Origin of the sequence: Bacteroides congonensis (assembly GCF_900130125.1) — a bacterium.
GTDB classification, from domain to species: Bacteria; Bacteroidota; Bacteroidia; order Bacteroidales; family Bacteroidaceae; genus Bacteroides; species Bacteroides congonensis.
Genome location: NZ_FQXY01000009.1, coordinates 437,557 through 461,547, shown reverse-complemented (window position 1 = coordinate 461,547; position 23,991 = coordinate 437,557). Strand labels below are relative to the sequence as shown.

Sequence of the window (23,991 nt, the reverse complement as noted above, 5' to 3'; positions counted from 1 at the left end):
ATAACATAAAAAGTTATACCCGAAAAGTGAGATTTTTGCTTATTTGCTTGGAAGTTATTTTAATAATTACTTACCTTTGCACCCGGTTTCAAAAATAAAGGCTCTGATAATCAGCGGATTCCTCTTCGCCTGATGCCTGAAAAGACAACGTTTCGGGAAGAAACCACTGTTTAAGGACAGTCCCGGATAGTATTAACTAAAACCGAATTACATGAAGCATGTAAAGTGGATTTTTGTTGTATTACTGATTTGTTCCTTGACCGCTTTCGTTGAGAAAGACAAACCTACCGGAGGTTTGAGTGAGGGTGATGTAGCCCCGGATTTTAAAATCGAATCTACATCAGACGGGCAACCCGCCTTTAAATTGGAAAATTTGAAAGGGCGATATGTGTTGCTGAGTTTTTGGGCAAGTTATGACGCGCAGTCCCGGATGCAAAACGTAAGTTTGAGCAATGCGCTTCGTTCTTCTCATAATGTGGAAATGGTTTCCATTTCATTTGACGAATATCAGTCAATTTTTAAGGAAACCGTTCGTAAGGACCAAATAGTTACGCCCACTTGTTTCGTGGAAACAGAAGGCGAGGGCTCCGGATTATTTAAGAAATACCGTTTGAACCGGGGATTCACTAACTATTTATTGGATGGAAATGGTGTAATTATAGCCAAAAACATCTCTGCTGCAGATCTTTCTGCTTATATGAAAAAGATTGGTTGACAATCTTGAGAATGTAAGGAGAAAGAGGTATTTTCCGAATAAAGCACCATTTGGTGAATGACGGAGAATAGACAAAAGAGGAAATGGATACAACAAAAAAGTTCCGCCTATACTTGCTTTGGGCAAGAATAGACGGAATTTCTATTTTATCTATATCCTTATTTTTATTTAGGCGCTTTTTGATATAAGAAGAAAGCAATGCCTGCATAGAGGATATTCGGAATCCAGACCGCGATGGCGGGAGGCACGTTTCCGTTGACGGCAAAGGTTGAAGTAATCGTTTGGAACAGGATATATGAGAAACTTAATCCAAGGCCTATACCCAGATGAAGTCCCATACCACCTTTTGTTTTTCGTGATGAAAGAGATACGCCGATAATTGTCAGGATGAAAGAGGCGAATGACATGGCGATCCGCTTGTGATATTCAATTTCAAACTCTTTGATGTTGGCGAATCCTCTTCGTTTCTGTTTTGCAATATAATCACTTAATTCGGGGCTGGTCAACATTTCCTGCTGGTTCTTCATAATAAGGAAGTCGGAAGGTTCCATATTGATGATAGAGTCAATCCGGTCACCTTTGGTGATCTTTTCTTTCAGTCCATCCAGTTCACGCACCATATAGTCGTGGATAGTCCATTTATGAACGGTAGTCGTATCGTAAGTAATACGGCGTGCGGTTAGATGCGAAACCAGTTTCTTATCGACAAATTTATCCAGTGAAAAGCGGTTTCCGGTTTTCATGGCATTATTATAATTGTCAATGTACGCAATGACACCGCTATCAACCTCTAACTGGACATTGCGTGCAGTATTCTGCTTTTTGGGCTTGATATACCGGTCTTCAAAGTTCAAACGTGTCACACTTCCTTTCGGGATTACGTATGAGCTAAGCATAAAGGTAGTCAATGCAATGATGGCGGCAGAAATCATATAAGGGCGCATCATTCTCTTGAAGCTCATACCGGTAGAGAACATGGCAATGATTTCAGAGTTCTCTGCAAGTTTGGAAGTGAAGAAAATAACAGCAATGAATACAAACAACGGACTGAACAGGTTGGAGAAATAGGGAATAAAGTTCATGTAGTATTCAAGAATGATTTTACTCCATGGGGCTTCATGCTCCATCAGCTTGTCCATCTTCTCATTGAAGTCGAATACCACTGCGATAGAAATGATTAGTGCAATAGCAAATACGTATGTCCCCAAGAATTTCTTGATGATATACCAATCCAGCCGTTTTATAAATCGATTGCTTTTCATTCTTTATAATCTAGTTGATACTCTTTTGACCATCATCGGCTTCCAGGTTGAGAAATCTCCTGCAATGATATGTTTTCGTGCTTCACCTGCCAGCCATAGATAAAAGGCAAGATTATGTATAGAAGCGATTTGCATTGCCAATAATTCTTGTGCATGGAAAAGATGGCGCAAATAGGCTTTGCTGTATAATGTGTCTACGCAGGAAGCTCCATCTGCTTCGATGGGAGAGAAGTCCATTTCCCATTTCTTGTTTCGCATGTTGATGATACCGTCTTTGGTGAACAACATGCCATTTCGTCCGTTTCGTGTAGGCATTACGCAGTCGAACATATCCACTCCACGCTCGATTCCTTCAAGAATATTGACGGGAGTGCCTACTCCCATTAGATAGCGAGGCTTGTCTTTGGGAAGAATCTCATTGACAATCTCGATCATTTCATACATTTTGTCTACCGGTTCACCTACCGCCAAACCGCCGATAGCATTGCCATCTGCTCCTTTGGAAGCGACAAACTCAGCCGATTGCTTGCGTAAATCGGGATATACGCATCCTTGAACGATGGGGAAAAGCGACTGATTGTAGCCATATTTAGGTTCCGTTTCATTAAAACGTTTTATACAACGGTCGAGCCACCTGTGTGTCAATCCCAATGACTTTTTGGCATATGCATAGTCCGAGTCTCCCGGAGGACACTCGTCGAAAGCCATCATGATGTCGGCGCCAATCGTACGTTCGATGTCCATCACTTTTTCCGGAGTAAAGATGTGTTTACTGCCATCAATGTGTGAACGGAACTCGGCACCTTCTTCACGGAGCTTTCGGATTCCGGCTAATGAGAATACCTGGAACCCGCCACTGTCGGTCAGCATAGGACGGTCGAAACCGTTGAAGCGATGCAGTCCGCCTGCCTTCTCAATCACTTCCAGTCCCGGGCGCAAATAAAGATGATAGGTATTGCCCAGAATAATCTGTGCCTGAATATCTTCTTTCAGCTCTGTCATATGTACTCCCTTGACAGTGCCCAGTGTGCCTACCGGCATGAATATAGGTGTCTGTATCTGCCCGTGGTCAGTGGTTATCAGACCGGCACGGGCATTACTTTTGGTGTCTGTATATTGTAAGTCAAATGTCATTCCCGGCTAGCTTTCTTTACAGATAAATCAATGGCATCCGCAACCTTTTCATTTGTCAGTGCGATGGCGAATACTTCTTTAATGTCGTTTACATAGTGGAAAGTCAGTCCTTTCAAATAGAGATCCTGAATTTCGTCTATGTTCTTTTTATTCTCGGCACTCATGATGATTTCCTTGATTCCGGCACGTTTGGCAGCCAGAATCTTCTCCTTGATACCCCCGACCGGAAGCACTTTGCCACGAAGCGTGATTTCTCCTGTCATGGCAAGATTAGCTTTCACTTTCCGTTGTGTCAGGGCAGAAGCCAAAGAAGTAGCCATAGTGATACCTGCGGATGGGCCGTCCTTAGGAATTGCTCCTTCGGGTACGTGAATATGGATATTCCAGTTATCAAAGATTTCTTCATCCAGGTTCAGGATAGAAGCATGCGCCTTGATATACTCAAGTGCCAGCATGGCAGATTCTTTCATGACATCTCCCAGATTACCGGTCAATGTAAGGCGTCCGCCTTTGCCACGGCTCAAACTCGTTTCTACGAAAAGAATTTCACCACCTACAGCTGTCCATGCCAGTCCGGTAACTACACCGGCATATTCATTTCCCTGATACTTGTCACGTGTATATTCCGGTGCTCCCAAGAAATCGTACAAGTCGGCAGGTTTGATTTCCGTCTTGGCGAAATAGCCGTCGGTTGCGTATTGACGAGCCGATTTACGGAGAATCTTACCGATTTTCTTTTCCAGTTCACGGACGCCGCTTTCGCGGGTATATGATTCAATGATAGCTTCCAGCGTGTCTTTAGGAAGTTTGATGTCTGTCTTTTTGAGTCCGTTGGCTTCCAGTTCTTTGGGTACCAGATGCTTGCGGGCAATCTCGATCTTTTCTTCCGTGATATAACCGCTTACTTCAATCAATTCCATACGGTCGAGCAACGGGCCGGGGATTGTATTCAGATTGTTGGCTGTTGCAATAAACAGTACTTTTGAAAGATCATAGTCTACATCCAGAAAGTTATCATGGAAAGATGTATTCTGTTCCGGATCAAGAACTTCCAATAATGCAGAAGAAGGATCTCCTTGACGGTCGGCGCTGACTTTGTCTATCTCATCCAAAATAAATACCGGATTGGAAGCGCCTGCTTTTATCAGGCTCTTGATAATTCGTCCCGGCATAGCACCTATATATGTTTTGCGGTGACCACGGATCTCAGCTTCATCATGTACACCACCTAAAGACATACGTACATATTTGCGTTTGAGCGCGGACGCGATAGACTTTCCGAGAGATGTTTTACCGACTCCCGGAGGGCCGTACAAGCAGATAATAGGTGATTTCATATCATCCTTCAATTTCAGTACAGCCAAATGTTCCAGAATGCGTTCTTTCACCTTTTCCAGTCCATAGTGGTCTTTATTCAACGTTTTTTCTGCATTTTTGAGGTTCAGATTGTCGGTTGTGTAAACGCCCCACGGAAGGTTGAGCATTGTTTGCAGATAATTAAGCTGTACGCTGTAATCCGGCGATTGCGGATGGGTGCGTTCCAGTTTCGCCAGTTCCTTCATGAAAGTTTCTCTGACTTCCGCATTCCAGCGCATTCTTTCTGCTTTTTGGCGCATTTCTTCTATTTCCTGCTCCTGGCCGCCGCCACCCAATTCATCCTGGATAGTTTTTATTTGCTGTTGCAGGAAATATTCACGTTGTTGCTGGTCAATGTCTTCACGGGCACGCATCTGGATGGATGCCTTGATTTCAGCCAACTGTACTTCACGATTCAGGATTTCCAATAAGTGATAAGTACGTTCGCGTAATGAATTGATGCTTAATAAATCAATCTTCTCATCTTTCTTGAATGGTAGATTCGAGCAGATGAAGTTAATCAGAAACATCGAGCTATTAATATTTTTAATAGCAAATGCCGAATCCTGATGCATTGCATCCGATGATTTGATATAACGCATCGTCAAGTCCTTGCATGTTTCTACCAGTGCCTGGAATTCTTTATCAGTGTTATTCGGAATTTCTTCTTCCAGAAGTTCTATTTCGCCTTTCAAATATGGATGCGTATCAGTAATACTTCTCAGTCTCAAACGCTTCATTCCCTGAAGAATGACAGTGGTTGTCTGATCCGGCATTTCCAATACCCGCACAATACGCCCTACAGTACCGATATTATGTAAATCTTCCAGTTTGGGATCTTCCGTATGCGCTGATCTCTGGCATACTACTGCAATATCTTTATGTTTTTTCTCGGCGTCACGTATGAGCTTCAGAGAGGACTTGCGCCCCACTGTGACAGGCAGGAATACTCCGGGAAACAACACCATATTACGAAGGGGAAGAACCGGAAGAATTTCACCAGATTTAATATTTACATCGAATGCATTCTCATCGTTACCATCATAGTCAGTAATTAACGAGAAACCGTTGTTATCACCTACATCTTCCAATAAGTATCTTTCTTTCATCTTTTCGTTTTAATTTAGTTTATGTCATACAAATATGCATAAATCGTTTGCAAAGTTAATTGATTCTCTCTAATAATAAAGCACAGCTTGGAATAAAAACACAAAAACAATGCCAAAATATGGGACGATTGAAGAAGTATTCCATAATAATTATTTATTTTTGGCGGTTTCCAATAAAATAGTAGAATAAAACAGGTTTAAAAATAAGCGGATAAAATGTCGAATCCTTATTTTCAATTTAAGCAGTTTACAGTGTGGCATGATAAGTGTGCTATGAAGGTGGGCACGGATGGGGTGCTTTTGGGGGCATGGACTTCTGTACGGAACGCACATAAGATTCTGGATGTCGGGACAGGGACGGGATTGGTTGCATTGATGTTGGCTCAACGTAGTCTGCCGGATGCGGATATTGTAGCATTGGAAATAGATAAAGCCGCTGCCGGACAGGCCGGGGAGAATGTAGCCCGCTCTCCCTGGAAGGAGCGGATAGAGGTAGTGCAGGCTGATTTCAGGAACTATCAATCTTCGGACAAGTTTGACGTGATTGTTTCTAATCCCCCGTATTTCGTTGATTCATTGGAGTGTCCGGATCAGCAGAGGAATGCAGCCCGGCATAATGATTCTCTGACCTATGAAGAATTATTGGAAGGGGTGGCCGGATTATTGGCGGAAGATGGAGCTTTTACGATTGTGATTCCGACAGATGTAGCTGATAGGGTGAAAATGACAGCTGCAGCGAAATATTTATATGCAGCCCTGCAGCTAAATGTGATAACTAAGCCTGGCGGCATTCCTAAACGTACCCTGATTACTTTTACTTTTTCTAATCAGGAATGTGTTGTCGAAGAATTGTTGACGGAATTAGCCCGCCATCAATATAGTGAGGAATATATAGCATTGACGCGGGAGTATTATTTGAATATGTAAATATAAAGGAGTAGAGGATGAATTCATCCTCTACTATCCAAGCTGTTTATATCAGGGTTTAATTCCCTTACAGCCTCTTTTACTTCTTTATTAGTTGGATTACGATTAGTTTCTACCTGTTGTACTGGTACAATCTCATTCACCATTCTTTCATATCCTTTTTGTTCTAACAAATGAACTTCTTTTTCATTGGTCTCTTTTTGCTTTTTTGTTTTCATATGACTTTTCTTTTTTAGTTCCTACTTTGAAAACAGAAAACAGTGAAGGTTGGTTCATTCTGCTAAAATATATTTTCAGTTAATTCATCTCAATTAAACGCATTAATATCTATACTTTGTCCGATATAACAGATTCTTTGTTATTTACTCCGACGTCCTATGATGCTTTTGATTTCTGCTAGAAAAAAAGTTGAAATACAAACAGATGAAACTCAGACTATTGGGAAATAATAAATAAAAAACATTCGTTTAGCTATTGTTAATTAAAAAATACTCCCTATCTTTGCACCGCTTTTGAAAAGAACAATCCTTCAAAAAGTAGCGGGGTGTAGCGCAGTCCGGTTAGCGCACCTGCTTTGGGAGCAGGGGGTCGTGGGTTCGAATCCCGCTACCCCGACTACAAAGAAAGAAGGAGTTTAGTTGAAATTTTTTCGGGGTGTAGCGCAGTCCGGTTAGCGCACCTGCTTTGGGAGCAGGGGGTCGTGGGTTCGAATCCCGCTACCCCGACGAAAAAATAAGTCAAGAAAATTTGAATGGTGTTGAGCTGATACAGTTTGTATCGGCTTTTTTTATTTGTATATTTTAAGAGAGTTAGCCCCCTGCTCCCAAAGCAGGTGCGTTAACTCTCTCTATCTTAATGAAGAATCGCAATTTATACACAACAGTTGCAAAATTGCAATAACCCATTATTTAGGAAAGGTGAGAATGAATCTACTTCCTTTGCCTGATTCTGATTTTACATTGATGCTTCCTTCATGTAAAGTCATAATCTGTTTGCATAAGCTGAGTCCGATACCCGAACCGGTTGTTTTGGTACTAAAGAAAGGTACAAATATCTTGTCTAGAACATCCGGTAAAATGCCTTCTCCATTGTCGGATACTGTCATAATCTTATTGTTGGCAGGTGAAGTGATTATTGTTACCCGAATATTTTTATCTGCTTGCTTTCCACACGCCTCGCGGGCATTTTTCAATAAATTAATGAGGACTTGTTCTATTTGTGCCCGGTCTATATACAAGTTCAGTTCTGATAAAGGAGTTTCAAAATGAATGTATTCTTCCGGGAATAACTTCTTTAAATCCATGAATAGTTCTGCAATAGAAACTTTGGTGCGGACAGGAGCGGGGATTCGTGTCAGGCGACGGTAGTTTTCTACAAATTCTAATAACCCTTTACTTCTTCTGTGAATAGTTTGCATGGCTTGCAGGATAATGGAGTATTCTTTTTCTCCAAGCTGTTCGGGTATTCCTCTTTCACTTAGTGTTTCGGAAAGAGAAATAATCGGTGTGATGGAATTCATGATTTCATGAGTCAGTACACGTATCAGCTTTTGCCAGGCTTCCATTTCATTTCGTTCCAGTACGGAATGGATATTTTTCAGGCTGATTATTTGTTGCTCTTTTCCTTGTGTCGCAAACTTGGTGCAAGAAATGGCCATTTCCAGGACAGTGCTGTTTTGTTCGATACGGATAATTGGAATATCATTAGTCGCAGAAGCGATTAGTAATGCTTCCGGTAATTGTGAGATTTGTCCTAAATGGGTGACGGCCGCCTGATTCATCCATTCTACATGTCCGGATCTGTCGGCAACAAGTACGGCTGTGTCTACCTTGTTCAATAAGTTTTCGTAATATTGGTGCTTTATTTCCTCAGCCAACAGTTTTCCCCGGAAGTCTTTCAGGCTTTCCGAAAGTTCTTCTGCCCACTCATTCATTATTTTACTCTTGAAAGGCGGGTGGAAGGCTTGCGTCATGTCATTATACCGGAGTCCGTCTGTCAGCCGTCGCAACAAAGTAATTTGTTTGAATTGCATACGGTATAGGTGCACGCCGGTAGTTACCAACAGTATGATACAGATGGTGGTGCTGAACCATAACTGTTTCTGGAATAACAGACAACTTCCGATGGAAAGCAGTATTATAAATAAGATGTGTAAAATCACTCTGATTGCATATCGTTTCATAAGCCTAGTTTTTCAAGTTTACGATATAAGGCAAAGCGGGTTATGCCCAGATATTCGGCGGCACGGGAAATATTTCCCTCGCTAAGTTTCATTGCTTTTTCAATGGTCTGGCGTTCCAGTTGTTCCAAATTTAATATCGTTTCTTCTTCCTTCCTTTGTTTAGGAGCGGCATGGAACAGAAAGTTTTCAGGTTTTAATAAAGAGCCGTCTCCTAATATGACAGCGCGTTCTATCGTATGCTGCAATTCCCGCACATTTCCGGGCCAGGCATACTTTAATAGTTTGTTTTTGGCTTCCCGGGTCAGGCCGCGCATATCCTTTTTGTATTTACGTGCATACCGTTGCAGGAAGTGTTCGGCCAGTAGAATAATATCATTACCACGTTCGCGGAGCGGCGGGATATGTATTTCAATGGTATTGATACGATAGAGCAAGTCCTGCCGGAAGTTTCCTTCATCCACTAATTGGCGAATATCCGCATTTGTGGCACAAATCAGGCGGACGTCAATAGGAACGGCTCGTGTACTGCCTAAACGGTTGATTTGTCGCTTTTCGATAGCAGTCAATAGTTTCGATTGCATGGGAAGTGAAAGATTGCCGATTTCATCCAAAAACAGAGTTCCGTTGGTGGCAACTTCCATTCGCCCGGCTTTTGATTTTTTAGCGTCGGTGAAAGCCCCTTTTTCAAATCCGAACAGTTCGCTTTCGAACAATTGTTCGGGGATACTTCCCAAGTCAATGGTGACAAAAGGCTTGCCGTATCGGGGGGAACAGCGGTATAAGAAATGAGCAATCACGTCTTTTCCTGTTCCGTTTTCTCCTAGAATCAGGATATTGGCATCTGTACAACTTAGTTTGTTTATTGTAGTGAAAACTTCCTGCATGGCAGGAGATTCTCCGATAATGTCTCCTTCCGATGTGTTTTGACCGCTAAGTACTTCTATCTGCTCTTTTAAGATATTCACTTCTCGTTGTGACTGGCGCAACCGCATTCCGGAAGTGAGTGTGGCCAGTAGTTTTTCTTTTTCCCACGGTTTGGGAATAAAATCTGTTGCGCCGGCTTTGATAGCCCGCACTGCTTTGTCTGTATCTGCATAGGCGGTCATAAAGATAACAATAGCCTGCGGGTCAATTTGCAGTATTTGCTCCAAGCTCTCAAATCCTTCCTGACCACTAATAGCGTCACGGCTGAAATTCATATCCAATAAGATAAGATCGGGTTGAAAAGTGGTCATGAAATGTTCGATTCGGTCAGGAGTGGTGGCTACCTTTATTTTCTCCGCATAAGGTTCCAATAACAGGTTGAGGGCGAAAAGGACATCTTCGTTATCGTCTACTATAAGTATTTTCCCCAGTTTGCTTGCTTCTTTCATTTCTTTTGCTGAATAGATTTATTGCTTTTTTTTATTACATCGGCAAAGATATGGATAATAATCATGTGTTGTATGTGCGATTGCGCACTAGTTTTGTGCGTATTTGCACGCTGATAATAGAAGAGAGATAAACGTATCTGTTTGAAGTATAGTAATTTATATAAATGGCACAGGTTTTGAATAATAAATTAATAAATATAACGAAGGATGAACCTGAAATTAATCTGCATAAGCATTGGAATCCTGTCGACGGAATTATCGTCTGCCCAAAATCAGACAATGGAGCTGTCACTGGAGCAGACCGTAAGAATAGCGCGCTTGGAATCTCCCGACGCGCAAACGGCACGCCATAGTTTTCGTTCTGCTTATTGGAATTATAAATATTATCGTGCCAATTATTTACCGACTTTGAGTTTGACATCCGATCCTAATTTGAACCGTGCCATTAATAAGATAACAATGGGTGACGGTTCGGTTAAGTTTGTCGAGCAGAACTTATTGAATACTGACCTGACTTTGAATCTTTCACAAAACGTATCCTGGACAGGAGGATCCTTGTTTCTCGAAACATCTGCCCAACGTATGGACTTGTTCAGCGAGCATAAATATTCATGGCAGACTTCACCTGTTATGATAGGCTATCGGCAGTCACTTTTTGGCTATAATAGTCTGAAATGGGATAAGCGTATAGAACCCGTACGTTATCAGGAGGCTAAGAAAAGTTATGTGGAGACGTTGGAACTTGTTTCAGCCAGTGCGATTAATAAATTCTTTGCTTTAGCTACCGCCCAAAGCAATTACGACATAGCGTCGTTCAATTATGCGAATGCAGATACACTTTACCACTATGCCCAAGGGCGTTATAATATAGGTACGATAACAGAAAATGAGATGCTGCAACTGGAACTTAATCGTCTGACAGAAGAAACGAACCGTATGAATGCCCGCATTGAAATGGATAACTGTATGCAGGAGCTTCGTTCATATCTGGGTATTCAGGAAGACAAGGAAATTCGTGTACGTGTCAGTTCCCGGGTGCCGGATTTCAGCATCAATCTGAATGAGGCGCTGGCACTGGCGTATGAAAATAGTCCTGACATACAGACGATGAAGCGACGAAAGCTGGAAAGTGAAAGCGCTGTTGCGAGAGCCCGTGCCAATGCCGGTTTGAAGGCGGATATTTATCTCCGTTTCGGACTGACACAGACGGCGGACAAATTACCGGAAGCCTATCGGAACCTTTTAGACCAGCAATATGTAAGTTTAAGTATCTCCCTGCCGATTTTAGACTGGGGACGGGGAAAAGGTCAGGTACGGGTAGCCCGTTCTAACCGTGATCTGGTTTATACGCAGGTGGAACAAAGCAGGACGGATTTTGAACTGAATGTCCGCAAACTGGTGAAGCAGTTTAATCTGCAAACGCAACGTGTCCGTATCGCTGCCCGCACAGATGAAACTGCCCGACGGAGGAATGAAGTTGCCCGTAAACTTTATATATTGGGAAAATCAACCATTCTTGATTTGAACGCTTCTATTTCAGAAAAAGATAGCGCACGCCGTAATTACGTATCGGCTTTATATAACTATTGGAGTTTATATTATACACTTCGTAGTATGACGCTATATGATTTTGAGAGAAACAGGTTGCTGACGGAGGATTATAATCTTCTCGTCGAATAGGGTTGAATGATTTTCTTGTAATTGATATGAATATAAAAAACTATATGACCTCATGGATATAAAATTAGAAAAGAAGCCGTGGTACATTCGTTATAGATATTATCTGATAGGGGGACTTTTGTTTCTCTCCTTTCTGATTTATGTAATCATCCTTTCATCAGGTCCCAGAAAATTACGTGTTGATGTCGGGAATATCCAGATAGCGGAAGTGGTAGATGCTGACTTCATGGAATATGTAGATGTGGAAGGATTGGTTCAACCCATATTGACTATCAAGGTCAATACCCGCGAAGCGGGAAGTGTAGAAAAGATAGTGGGGGAAGAAGGCAGTTTGCTTCAGCAAGGTGATACGATTCTTGTTCTTTCCAATCCGGACTTGCTTCGTAACATCGAAGACCAGCGTGACGAATGGGAAAAGCAAATGATTACCTATCAGGAGCAGGAGATTGAAATGGAGCAAAAGAGTCTGAATCTGAAACAGCAGGCTCTGACGAATAATTATGAGCTTGAACGTCTGAAAAAAAGCATTGCCCTTGACCGTGAAGAGTATCAGATGGGGGTAAAGAGCAAGGCTCAACTGCAAGTGGCTGAAGATGAGTATAATTACAAACAGAAAAATGCAGCTTTGCAACAGGAGAGCCTGCGGCATGATTCTGCTGTAACAATGATTCGTAAAGAGTTGATTCGTAACGACCGGGAAAGGGAACGGAAGAAATATGAACGCGCTCATGAACGCTTGAATAATTTGGTGGTAACAGCTCCGATAAAAGGACAGCTTAGCTTTGTAAAGGTTACTCCCGGGCAACAAGTCTCTTCCGGTGAAAGTATTGCTGAAATAAAGGTGCTTGACCAATATAAGATCCATACTTCGCTCAGTGAATATTATATTGACCGGATTACTACCGGATTGCCTGCCACTATCAATTATCAGGGAAAGAAATACCCGTTGAAAATAACGAAAGTAGTCCCCGAAGTGAAAGACCGTATGTTTGATGTCGATCTTGTTTTTACAGGTGATATGCCTGATAACGTAAGAGTGGGCAAGAGCTTTCGTGTGCAGATAGAATTGGGGCAACCGGAACAGGCGCTTATTATCCCACGCGGTAATTTCTATCAGGCTACGGGAGGACAATGGATTTATAAGGTGAATGCTTCAAAAACAAAAGCTGTCCGCGTTCCTTTATCTATCGGTCGCCAAAATCCGCAGCAGTATGAAATTACAGAAGGTTTGCAGCCCGGAGATTGGGTAATTACGACGGGATATGATACCTTTGGCGATGCGGAAGAATTGATATTGGATTAAAGAGTTAACAGTAAAAACATTATGATAAAACATTATTTGAAAGTTGCATTCAGAAACCTGTTGAAATACAAGACACAAAATATAATCTCTATCATCGGTCTTGCGGTAGGATTGCTATGTTTTTGCATATGTATGTATTGCAGCCGTTTTGTTGAAACGACCAACCATTGTTTCAGTAATTACACCCGCATTGCAGAACTGAGTCTTTATGATTACCAGACCGATACTTATTTTTCCGGCACGCAGGTGGCTTTGTCCGAAGAACTCCGTACATGGGCGATGGGAGAGGTGGAAGCAATCTCCTGTATGGCATATTCCCGTGAACGTTCTTTTCTTGCCGGGATTTCAGAAGAGAAATCACTGCCTTATGAACTTGAGACGATAGAAATAGATACGTTATATAATAAGGTATTCACTCCCCGGATACTGGCGGGAAATTGGGAGACGGCCAGCCGGACGCCTAATGCTGTCATTTTGAGTGAATCTACCGCCATAAAGATATTCGGTAAGATTGAAACTGCTATCGGCAAGCATCTGACGTTGATGAGACGACTCCATACTTCGCCCGAAAGTACTCCGAAAACAGGAGGTATTGTGTACACTGTCCAGGTAGTAATGGAGGATATTCCGTTGAACAATGGTTTCAGCTTTATGACACATACTGATGCTATGGTGTTAAATGATAGCGAAGGACTTTTTCAAAGCCCGAAGCGTCATGACATGACAGGAGCCTTAACGTATGTCCTGCTTTCCCCTCATGCGGATATAGCCGCGCTGGAACAACAATTCTCGAAGCGCGATTATACTTATACCATGTATAATCAGGCATATTCGGTTGTAGCGAATTACATTGGCGACCGGAGTCAAAAAAAAGGCGCTTTTGTCCTGGGGTGGGCGACCGGAATAGTCGGTACATTAATACTGCTGGTCGGACTTGTCAATTTCTTCCATTTTCTTATCGGTTCTTTTCTCAATCGCACTAAGGAATACAGTATTATGAAAATGGCCGGATGTAATTGGAGTCAACAATTCTGTCTGCTGTTTGTACAGTCACTGATTGTCATAGTTGCTTCTTCCTTTCTGGTTGTATGGGGAATAGAGTTGATTGGCGACAGGATGGATTTTTCCCTGTCGGGTATTACGATGACTTTTCCTCCTGCCGTCCTTTTGAAACACGCTTTGCAATATATCATTTTTCTCATTCTGCTTTGTGCTGTCATCTGTATGTTTGTATCTGTCCGTATCCGCAGGATTTCAATACAGGACGGAATGCATGGGGGCAACAAGCGTCGCGGAAAACAATGGGGACGTAACTTTATGTTAGGTATTCAGTTCTTTATCTGCTGGATATTTGTATCATTCACCGTTGCGTTATTCTTGCAATCGGAAACAACAACCAAAACACTGTTCCATACATTAAGCCAGAAAGAGAAAGAGGCAATTCTGAGTATCCCGCTAGATTATTCGTTCATGAAAAACGAAGAAAAGCTGGACATGGTAGAACGTTTCAAACAACATGCAGGGGTGAAGGATATTCTGTTGTCAGATATCGCTTATACGCAGGGAGTGTCCGGCAATCTGCTGATGACCGAAAAAGGGAATGATAATTCCTGGACTGATATTGATATTATGTGTGTGCCGCTGAACTTTTTTACTTTTATGAATATTCCGGTAAAGGAAGGTAGGACTATCCTGACAAAACAGGATCTTGTCATGGATGAGGTATGGCAGAACAAGCAAAAGAAGAATGTGATCGGGATGAATTTCTATGACCAGAACAATGATTATACCGTATGCGGAGTTTGTGCCCCTTTTCAGACCGATGTTCATAATCATAGCGGCGGTTACGCTTTTATACTCTATGATCCATCCGTATATGTAGGACATTGTTATGTGAAATGTTATCCGGAACAACAAAGGGAAGTAGTGAAGTGGATTGAAAGAATCCGTCAGGAGATGTTGCCGGAAAATATTCCTTGTCAGGTACGCACATTTCAGGATGACCTTTATGAGATGCAGGCTATGGAATATATCCTGAAAGATATTATTTTGTTTTTCGCAATGGTCAGTATCATTATTACATTGTTGGGTGTATATTCCAGCATTACTCTCGACACCGAACGCAGGCAGAAAGAGGTTGCTGTCCGTAAGGTAAATGGAGCCGGAATCAGGCATATAATCTGGTTATTTGCCCGTTTGTATATAGCTTTGTTGGTGGTTACTGCTATTATATCTTTTCCGTTGGTGTACATGGTGTTGCAGTGGTGGAAACAAATATATACAGTATTCTTTAACTGCGGATGCTGGTTTTGGACAGGAATTTTTCTGTCTGTTGCCATGGTAACGGCATTGACTATCTGGTTTCGTATCATGAAGATTGCAAGAATCAATCCGGTGGAGTCTATCAAGAATGAATAAAAGAATGATATAATTTACGAACAATATAAATTTACGATTATGATTAAGACAGTAAACTTACAGAAGATTTTCAAGACAGAAGAAGTGGAAACTTGGGCGCTGAATAATGTCAGCATCGAGGTGAAGCAAGGTGAGTTTGTAGCCATTATGGGGCCTTCCGGTTGTGGAAAATCCACATTGCTTAATATTTTAGGGCTTTTGGATAACCCGACGGGAGGGGAGTATTATCTGAATGGTACGGAAGTTTCGAAATATACGGAATCGCAGCGTACAAATCTCCGTAAAGGAGTCATTGGTTTTGTATTTCAGAGTTTCAATCTGATAGATGAACTGAACGTGTATGAAAACATTGAACTGCCTTTACTTTATATGGGAATCTCGGCATCCGAACGGAAAAAGAGGGTTGAGACAGCTATGGAGAGAATGGCTATTACTCATCGTAGCAAGCATTTTCCTCAACAACTTTCCGGAGGTCAGCAACAACGTGTTGCTATTGCCCGTGCAGTAGTTGCCAATCCTAAACTGATTCTTGCCGATGAACCGACTGGTAATTTGGACTCCAAAAATGGTAAGGAAGTCATGGGGTTGTTGAGTGAACTGAATAGAGAGGGGACAACAATTGTCATGGTAACCCATTCGCAGCATGACGCCGGCTATGCCAATCGCATCATCAACTTGTTTGACGGTCAGGTGGTAACGGAAGTAAGCATGTAAGTACGTTGCATCAAGCAACTATAAATGAGGTATCATGATAAAACACTATCTTAAAGTAGCCTTTCGCAATCTGATGAAGTATAAGACACAAAGTCTTGTCAGTATCATCGGACTGGCTGTCGGATTTACTTGTTTTGCGCTATCTGCTTTGTGGATTCGTTATGAAATGACTTATGACGATTTTCATGAGGGGGCCGATCGTATTTATTTGGCAGGCAGTAGCTTTCGTCTTTATGGAGACGGATTTAACTATAATTCATCTAGCTTTTTAGCTGATTATTTGGCAAAGAACTGTCCTGAGGTAGAGAAAGTATGTTGTATCTATTACGATTGGGATGAAAAAAAGATTAAGAATGAGGATACCGAGTTTTCGGTACGGCGGATAGAAGTAGATTCAAGTTTCATTTCAATGTTCAATATTAAGGTATTGGACGGGGATAATCATTTACAGCTAAAAAAGGATGAAATTGCTATAACTGAAAATGCGGCAGAACGAATATTTGGAAAAGAATCTCCGATAGGTAAACACTTGATTTTCGAAGAAAATAATGAAGAAAAAACAATTGTCGCAATTGTAAAGTCATGGGAAGGGCATTCTTTGTTTTCTTTTGATATATTGTTACCATTTTATGATGCAAGCCCTAATTGGGGACGCCAACGATGTCAAACGCTTTTTCGCACTTATCCCAACTGTGATATGAAAGCATTACAACAAAGATTATCAGAACATGAAGTGCAACAAGAAGGCCATAAATATCCAATCTCTACGCCTATTGCCCTATTATCGACACTGCGGAGTACTCATTCAAGAGAAGATGTAAATGTGAAGTTGGATCATATTCGTCTTTTTGCTTGTATTAGTGGTTTGGTCATCATTTGTGGAATATGCAATTATTTAACAATGTTGGTGACTCGTATCCGGATGCGTAGACGTGAGTTAGCGTTGAGAAAGGTTAATGGTTCATCAAATAGAGGTTTACTTACCCTACTTCTCATAGAACTAGTCTTAATACTGCTTCTATCTTCAGGAGTAGGTTTGGTGTTGATAGAGTTAATTTTGCCCACTTTCAAACGTTTGTCACAAATTGATGAAAGCACTTCATTCTTTTATATCGAAGTATTTGTTTATATCTTATCATTGGTTGCCGTGACAGTTGGTTTTGCATCTCTGCTTATACAATATATCAGTAGACGAACTCTACTTAATAATATAAGCAAGAAGTCAAATACACATCTCTCAGGATGGTTTTATAAAATCAGTATTTTTTTTCAGCTATTTATCAGCTTGGGCTTTGTGTTTTGTACTTTGGTAATGATGATGCAACTTCATTTTCTATTGAATACTAGGGAGCTTGGAATAGAGCGGCATAATGTGGGGGCAGTAGTTTATTGCTCTGAAAATATCCCTTTCAAAGAAGTAGTGAATCAGATACCTGAAATAGCAGAATGTTTGAATGGTTTTCATACACCTATTCCCAAGATGTACTATTCAACATATAGATTAAAAGAATGGGACGGAAAAAATACTGATAGTGAACAATATATTGAACTGGAAGATGAAACGATTAATCAGGAGTATGCCGATTTCTTTGGAGTTGAGGTATTGGACGGAAATATGTTGGATGAAAAGGATGGAAAAGATATGGTTGTTATAAATGAGGCTGCTGTGAAAGCTTTAGGATGGACACAACCGATAGGAAAGAAAATAGGTAAATTAGGAAAGCAATATATAGTGAAAGGTGTCATTAAAAATATTTCATATAACGCTCCAATACATCCGGTAGCTCCTGCCATGTTTCATTTACCGGATAGTAGAGACAGAGGAGGTATTATTTTCAAAGTGAAGGAAGGAACTTGGGACATTGTTTCTGAAAAGATAAAAGCAGAAGTGAATAAAGTTAATCCGAATGCAGAATTGATGTTGTCTAATATGGAAGAAGTTTATGACGCTTATATGAAATCAGAGAGAACATTGTGTAAGCTGTTAAGTGTAGTTTCCGCTATTTGTATAATAATTGCAGTATTCGGTATATTTTCGTTAGTAACTTTATCCTGTCAGCAACGTCGTAAAGAAATAGCCATCCGTAAAGTAAATGGTGCCAGCGCAAGGCTGATTCTGAACTTATTCTTTAAAGAATACTTGCTATTACTTGTTATGGCATCATGCATTGCTTTTCCATTAGGATATGTCATTATGAAACGTTGGCTTGAAAACTATGTAAAACAGACTCCGGTAAACTTGTGGATATATATAGGAATATTTGCAGGAATGCTTCTTGTTATTTTCTCAAGCATTGTATGGAGAGTTTGGAAAGCAGCCATTCAAAATCCGGCAGAAGTGATTAAAAGTGAGTAATAGATTCGTATAACATATAAGATGGATATGAAAAATCAACTATCATCAATTAAAGCATTATTTCGTTTCAGGATTTATACGATAATCAATATTATTGGATTGGCGGTGAGTGTAGCGGCAACGTTAATCATAGTGCGCTATATTCATCAGGAATTAACAGTTGACCATTTCTGTAAGAACTTGGATCAATTATATATATTGACGGCTCAAAGAAGTAATGGTGGCATTTCCATTATTGACAATACAGACAGGAATAATGATCCCAATTTTATTGACCCGATGAAGAATCCCGAGGTAGAGGGGTATTCGTATTGTATTTCTTATAAAGATGATTATATCATATACGACGAACATCGCTATCGAGTCAATGTCCTAGTGACAGACAGTTTGTTTCTGCAATTAATGGACTATCCGGTCATATCGGGCATTAAGACTATTCAACGTCCGGATGATGCAATCATTACCCGACAGTATGCCAAACATCTTTGGGGAGATGAGGAGCCACTCGGAAGGCAGTTTGTCTCTTCGGCAGGTTATACGCTTACCATACGGGGAGTTGTAGATGAACCAGATACCAAGTCTTCATTGCAATTTGACTTGATAACTCCTGTGAATCAGGGAAAGTATATGGATTGGACTCGGATGGGATTCTGTATAGCACGCTTGGCTAAAGGGACTGAACTAAAGAGTTTTAATGAGAAAATATCAAAACCGCAGTCATTGATTTGTTTTGGTCATTCACCTATACAATTCAGGCTCTTGCCTTTGAAAGAGTTATATTTTGATAAAGTGGTAAGTTCGGAATCCAGTTTTTTCTTGAGGGGAAATAAAGAGCATATCACAGTCTTATCTATCGTGGCATGTATGTTATTGTTGGTAGGAATCTTCAATTTTATCAATATCTATACGGTTATTATCTTGAAACGGGCGCGTGAGTTTGGAGTTAAAAAAGTGTATGGTGCTAGTGGTATTCAGATATTCTCACAGATATACATGGAAAATGTGTGTATGGTTGCCGTTTCGATGTTGCTTATTTGGACGCTAATTGAAGTTACGGCAGGCGTGTTTGCGTCTGTATATTCCATTCCAGTGAAACCGGATCTGAAATTCGACATCTCATTGTCTTTCATTCTATTGTTCGGATTGCCGTTTATTACTTCTGTATATCCTTTTTTGAGATATAACTATTCTTCTCCGATTACCTCTTTACGCTCGGTTAGTGTCGGAGGATATTCGATTGTATCCCGTGCTGTTTTTCTATTTGTTCAATATATCATCACTTTCTGTTTGATAGTGGTTTCATTGTTTTTTGTACGTCAGTTATATACTATGCTTCATGCAGATCTTGGTTATCAGGTGAAGAATATTATATCCTGCCAGTTTTTATCGCATGATACACAAAATAGGAGGTACTTTAGCGATGAAGAGTGGCAGAAGGAATGTGATTCAAAACGTTATAAAGAACAAGTTATCAGACAGAAAATGGATGCCTGTCCTTTGTTCGTTTCATGGAATTATGGTAAAATGCCGATTCGTTTGGAACCCCAAGTAGATGTGGAAGCGGACAATGGAGAAAAGCATAAAGTGGCTCTTATGTTTGCCGACAAGAAATACATGGATATGTTCGGGTTGAAGCTTAAGGAAGGAAGAGAGTGGAATGATAAGGATCAGTTTGCTCAGTATAAAATGATTATTAATGAAACTGCCAAAAAACTTTTCCGAATAAAAAATATAGATGAGGTGTTGTTACAAACGAACTCGCGTTTATGGTGGAGCATGGGAGTGGATGAGGGGAAGAACCCTCCCTTTCAGGTGGTAGGAGTGATAGAGGATTTTCGTACCGGACATTTGTCCAAGGGAGATGCACCGCTGGCAATTTTATATAATGAGAGTGATAATCCGACAGACCCTCTGTTGGCAACGATTGCGGAGGGAAAGCGTAAAGAAGCTGTTAATTTCCTGAAAGACTTGCACGATGAAGTGTTGGGACAAGGAGAGTTTGATTACCAGTTTGTAGAAGATGAGGTTAAAAAGTTATATAATGATGATAAGAGGACGACTCGCATTTATGTCACTTTTGCCGGATTGGCTATCTGTGTATCTTGTCTTGGTTTGTTGGGGCTGTCCCTGTATGACATTCGTCAGCGATACCGGGAGATCGCATTACGTAAGGTAAACGGCGCTACTGGCAAACAGATAGCTTTATTGTTGGTACGCAAGTATCTCTATATTTTAGGAGCGGCATTTGCGGTTGCTATTCCTTTAGCCTACTATATCATTCAGGATTATACGAAGGATTTTGCAGTGAAAGCTCCGATAGGAATAGAGCTTTTTATAGCAGGCTTTATTCTTACCTTAGTAATTTCTTTAGGAACATTGTTATGGCAGGTTTGTAAGGCTGTCCGAATTAACCCTGCACTGATAATGAAGAATGAATGAGCCTTGCATAAGGTGGAGTGGCTATTGGAATAAATGGAATGATTTCACAGATTTTACATCAAAAGACATTTGAAAAAACAGTATCTTTGCATAATTCCAAGTTTATTTCAAATAAGAGAATGTATATGAATAGAATAAAGGTGTTTTTATTGTTTGCAGTTTGGATTGGTCTTAATGCGTGTCAATCGAAAGGAAAACAGGCTATCGAGAAGGAAGTGGGAGAGGATACTTTAATAATAGCTCCAACAGAAGAAGAGAAAACAATAACCGGAGTTGTAGGAGATGCTTCAACGAATCACTTCGCGCTAATTACCTCAAAAGGAGATACGCTTTTTATCAGTACAATGGATCAGGAACCGAACGATGTCACAGGTTTTGAGTTGGGGGATACGGTGAGAGTGAATTATATAGAAGAAGAGGAAGAACCCGGTTCGAGTACTATACCGACCGCCCAAAAGGTAGTTGTGATAGGAAAGAAAATCCGGAATAAATAATTAATCTAATAAATAAAAAAGCTACTTTCCCAATTCAATATAGGAAAGTAGCTTTTTTATAGGGTTATCAATACTGATTATAAAATATCCAAAGTCTTGAATGCCTTCACCAACTTTTCTACAGCACGGTCAATCTGTTCTTTTGTATGAGTAGCCATCAATGCCACACGTACCAATGTATCTTGTGGAGCACATGCCGGCGGAATAACCGGATTGATGAATACACCTTCGTCGAAAGCCAGTTTCGTAACCATGAAAGTCTTTTCCGTATCACGCACATAAAGAGGAATGATAGGTGACTCTGTTGCACCAATCTCAAAACCTGCTTCGCGGAAACGTTTCAATGCATAGTTGGTAGCTTCCCACAGAGCTTCAAGTCTTTCCGGTTCGTTCTGGATAATATGGAGAGCTTCCAAAGCAGATGCAGTAGCAGCCGGAGTATTGGATGCGCTGAATATATAAGTACGTGCATTGTGACGCAGCCAGTTGATGATTGAAGAGTCAGCAGCAATAAAACCGCCGATAGAAGCCAGTGATTTGCTGAAAGTACCCATAATCAAGTCAACTTCGTGAGTCAGACCGAAATGGTCGCAAACTCCACGTCCTTGCTTTCCGAATACGCCCAAACCATGAGCTTCATCTACCATGATAGTAGCATTGTATTTATGTTTCAAGCGTACGATTTCAGGCAGATTTGCCAAGTCACCTTCCATAGAGAACACACCGTCTACTATGATTAGTTTTACTGAACTCGGATTGCACTTTTGAAGTTGCTTCTCCAAATCAGCCATATCGTTGTGCTTGTATTTCAATTGCTGGGAGAAAGAAAGACGACGGCCGTCTACGATAGATGCATGGTCACGGTCATCACAGATGATATAATCATTGCGGTCTGTCAAAGCAGGAATAACACCGGAATTCACAGTAAAACCGGTAGAAAAACAGAGAGCTTCATCTTTACCGACGAAAGCTGCCAGTTCTTTTTCCAGTTGGACATGCAGGTCAAGCGTACCATTCAAGAAACGCGACCCTGCGCATCCGGAACCATATTTATGCATGGCTTGAATGCCAGCTTCAATAACTCTTTCATCTCCTGTAAGGCCAGTGTATGCATTGGAACCGAACATCAACACTTCGTGTCCGCCCATCTCTACCTCTGTACCCTGTTTTCCTTCTATCTCACGGAAATATGGGTAAACGCCCTGTGCCATAAACTTTTGTGGCAGGTCGTACTTTGCTAACTTCTCTTGTAATAATCCCATGAATTATAATTTATAATACTCATACTCAGACCGTTCGCTGACGGTCTAATATCCTTTTATCTTAACAAGTGTTTAAAACAGGGGGCAAAGATAACAAATTTTGCTTTCATATGTTCTTTTTAAGAGAAAAAAGTTGCTCGCTTGAGATTAGAAACCTCTAATAGATTAAAATTTAAGATATTTATATTACTTTTGTCGTCTACAATCGACAAGAATAGCATGAACGAAAGTATGAGAAAAATAAAATTCGTCGTCAATCCTATTTCAGGAACACAAAGTAAGGAATTGATTCTTAGCTTGCTGGATGAGAAAATAGACAAGACGAAAAACTCTTGGGAAGTAGTATATACGGAGAGAGCCGGTCATGCAGTAGAGATAGCTGCCAAAGCTGCGGAAGAAAAAACGGACGTGGTGGTAGCTATCGGTGGAGACGGGACAATCAACGAAATAGCTCGTTCGCTGGTACATACTGATACCGCTTTGGGGATTATCCCTTGCGGGTCGGGCAATGGGCTGGCGCGGCATCTGCATATACCTATGGAACCGAAAAAAGCATTGGAAGTGCTTAATGAGGGTTGCACGGATATAATAGATTATGGTAAGATTAACGGAACAGACTTCTTCTGCACCTGCGGAGTGGGATTTGACGCTTTTGTTAGTCTGAAGTTTGCGCATGCCGGCAAGCGCGGCTTGCTGACCTATTTGGAAAAGACGCTTCAGGAAAGTCTTAAATATCAGCCGGAAACCTACGAACTGGAGACTGAAAACGGAGTGTCCAAGTATAAGGCTTTTCTTATTGCCTGCGGAAATGCGTCACAATATGGGAATAATGCCTATATCGCCCCGCAAGCCACATTAACGGACGGTTTGCTGGACGTCACCATATTAGAACCGTTCACCGTCTTGGACGTACCTTCCCTTGCTTTCCAGTTATTTAATAAGACGATTGACCAGAATAGCCGTATCAAGACTTTCCGGTGCAAGCAGTTGTGTATTCGACGGACTACTCCGGGAGTGGTTCATTTTGATGGCGACCCCATGGAGACAGACGCTGATGTAAATATTGAATTAATTCAGCAGGGATTGCGTGTAGTCGTTCCGCGTGCAGCGGAAAAAGATGCCGCCAACGTGCTTCAAAGAGCACAGGAATATATGAACGGCATCAAATTGATGAATGAAGCCATCGTTGACAATATTACAGACAAAAACAAGAAAATATTGAAAAAGCTGACAAAGAAAGTCTGATAAAATTACGGATAACTAATCA

General features: G+C 41.0%; 17 protein-coding genes and 2 tRNA genes. 12 read left to right on the top strand and 7 right to left on the bottom strand.

The window, feature by feature from the left end:
- Window positions 1-211 precede the first annotated feature (211 nt).
- The gene (locus tag BQ7997_RS08440; RefSeq protein WP_073345434.1) at window positions 212-715 is read left to right on the top strand and encodes a thioredoxin family protein; all 504 of its coding nucleotides are present in this window, start codon (window positions 212-214) and stop codon (window positions 713-715) included.
- A gap of 164 nt (window positions 716-879) precedes the next feature.
- Here the strand turns inward: BQ7997_RS08440 and BQ7997_RS08435 are convergent, their stop codons facing one another.
- The 3 genes from BQ7997_RS08435 to lon are packed head-to-tail and all read right to left on the bottom strand — an operon-like array spanning window position 880 to window position 5,576.
- Window positions 880-1,977 carry an LptF/LptG family permease gene (locus BQ7997_RS08435; protein WP_022137496.1) on the bottom strand — a complete coding sequence of 366 codons (1,098 nt, stop codon included), beginning with the start codon at window positions 1,975-1,977 and terminating at the stop codon, window positions 880-882.
- Between the two features lie 3 nt (window positions 1,978-1,980).
- On the bottom strand, window positions 1,981-3,111 hold the full coding sequence (gene tgt / locus BQ7997_RS08430; protein WP_044655520.1) for a tRNA guanosine(34) transglycosylase Tgt: 1,131 nt from the start codon (window positions 3,109-3,111) through the stop codon (window positions 1,981-1,983).
- A complete protein-coding gene (lon, locus tag BQ7997_RS08425; protein WP_073345431.1) occupies window positions 3,108-5,576 on the bottom strand; it encodes an endopeptidase La in 2,469 nt (822 codons plus the stop codon). Before lon ends, tgt begins: the two co-directional genes overlap by 4 nt.
- A 216-nt stretch (window positions 5,577-5,792) precedes the next feature.
- On the opposite strand from lon, the gene BQ7997_RS08420 reads away from it, so the two are divergent.
- Window positions 5,793-6,503: a tRNA1(Val) (adenine(37)-N6)-methyltransferase gene (locus BQ7997_RS08420; RefSeq protein ID WP_073345429.1), complete on the top strand. Its 711-nt coding sequence runs from the start codon at window positions 5,793-5,795 to the stop codon at window positions 6,501-6,503.
- Between the two features lie 23 nt (window positions 6,504-6,526).
- On the opposite strand, the gene BQ7997_RS08415 is transcribed toward BQ7997_RS08420, so the two are convergent.
- Entirely contained in the window at window positions 6,527-6,721 is a 195-nt protein-coding gene (locus BQ7997_RS08415; protein ID WP_022137493.1) for a hypothetical protein, read from the bottom strand.
- A 322-nt stretch (window positions 6,722-7,043) separates the two neighbouring features.
- Here BQ7997_RS08415 and BQ7997_RS08410 point away from each other — a divergent pair.
- A tRNA-Pro gene (locus tag BQ7997_RS08410) sits at window positions 7,044-7,118 on the top strand.
- A 35-nt stretch (window positions 7,119-7,153) separates the two neighbouring features.
- A tRNA-Pro gene (locus BQ7997_RS08405) sits at window positions 7,154-7,228 on the top strand.
- 179 nt (window positions 7,229-7,407) lie between these two features.
- Here the strand turns inward: BQ7997_RS08405 and BQ7997_RS08400 are convergent.
- Together BQ7997_RS08400 and BQ7997_RS08395 are read right to left on the bottom strand one after the other, a co-directional pair.
- Complete coding sequence (locus tag BQ7997_RS08400) at window positions 7,408-8,685, bottom strand: sensor histidine kinase (RefSeq protein WP_073345426.1); 1,278 nt, start codon at window positions 8,683-8,685, stop codon at window positions 7,408-7,410.
- Complete coding sequence (locus BQ7997_RS08395) at window positions 8,682-10,058, bottom strand: sigma-54-dependent transcriptional regulator (RefSeq protein WP_073345424.1); 1,377 nt, start codon at window positions 10,056-10,058, stop codon at window positions 8,682-8,684. Before BQ7997_RS08395 ends, BQ7997_RS08400 begins: the two co-directional genes overlap by 4 nt.
- A gap of 207 nt (window positions 10,059-10,265) precedes the next feature.
- Here BQ7997_RS08395 and BQ7997_RS08390 point away from each other — a divergent pair, with 207 nt between their 5' ends.
- The 7 genes from BQ7997_RS08390 to BQ7997_RS08360 all read left to right on the top strand — a co-directional run bounded on the left by BQ7997_RS08390 (window position 10,266) and on the right by BQ7997_RS08360 (window position 21,462).
- On the top strand, window positions 10,266-11,738 hold the full coding sequence (locus BQ7997_RS08390; RefSeq protein WP_073345421.1) for a TolC family protein: 1,473 nt from the start codon (window positions 10,266-10,268) through the stop codon (window positions 11,736-11,738).
- 52 nt (window positions 11,739-11,790) lie between these two features.
- Window positions 11,791-13,041: an efflux RND transporter periplasmic adaptor subunit gene (locus tag BQ7997_RS08385; protein WP_073345418.1), complete on the top strand. Its 1,251-nt coding sequence runs from the start codon at window positions 11,791-11,793 to the stop codon at window positions 13,039-13,041.
- Window positions 13,042-13,062: 21 nt separating this feature from the next.
- A complete protein-coding gene (locus tag BQ7997_RS08380) occupies window positions 13,063-15,459 on the top strand; it encodes an ABC transporter permease (protein ID WP_073345416.1) in 2,397 nt (798 codons plus the stop codon).
- 12 nt (window positions 15,460-15,471) lie between these two features.
- Window positions 15,472-16,173 carry an ABC transporter ATP-binding protein gene (locus BQ7997_RS08375; RefSeq protein ID WP_285819499.1) on the top strand — a complete coding sequence of 234 codons (702 nt, stop codon included), beginning with the start codon at window positions 15,472-15,474 and terminating at the stop codon, window positions 16,171-16,173.
- Between the two features lie 34 nt (window positions 16,174-16,207).
- Window positions 16,208-18,529, top strand: a complete 2,322-nt coding sequence (locus BQ7997_RS08370) for an ABC transporter permease (RefSeq protein ID WP_073345413.1) — start codon at window positions 16,208-16,210, stop codon at window positions 18,527-18,529.
- A gap of 27 nt (window positions 18,530-18,556) precedes the next feature.
- On the top strand, window positions 18,557-20,968 hold the full coding sequence (locus tag BQ7997_RS08365) for an ABC transporter permease (protein WP_073346471.1): 2,412 nt from the start codon (window positions 18,557-18,559) through the stop codon (window positions 20,966-20,968).
- A 125-nt stretch (window positions 20,969-21,093) separates the two neighbouring features.
- On the top strand, window positions 21,094-21,462 hold the full coding sequence (locus BQ7997_RS08360; protein WP_073346468.1) for a hypothetical protein: 369 nt from the start codon (window positions 21,094-21,096) through the stop codon (window positions 21,460-21,462).
- Window positions 21,463-21,539: 77 nt separating this feature from the next.
- On the opposite strand, the gene spt is transcribed toward BQ7997_RS08360, so the two are convergent.
- Entirely contained in the window at window positions 21,540-22,724 is a 1,185-nt protein-coding gene (spt, locus tag BQ7997_RS08355; protein ID WP_022137481.1) for a serine palmitoyltransferase, read from the bottom strand.
- A gap of 219 nt (window positions 22,725-22,943) precedes the next feature.
- Here spt and BQ7997_RS08350 point away from each other — a divergent pair, with 219 nt between their 5' ends.
- Complete coding sequence (locus tag BQ7997_RS08350; protein WP_073345410.1) at window positions 22,944-23,969, top strand: diacylglycerol/lipid kinase family protein; 1,026 nt, start codon at window positions 22,944-22,946, stop codon at window positions 23,967-23,969.
- The last annotated feature ends 22 nt before the right edge of the window (window positions 23,970-23,991 follow it).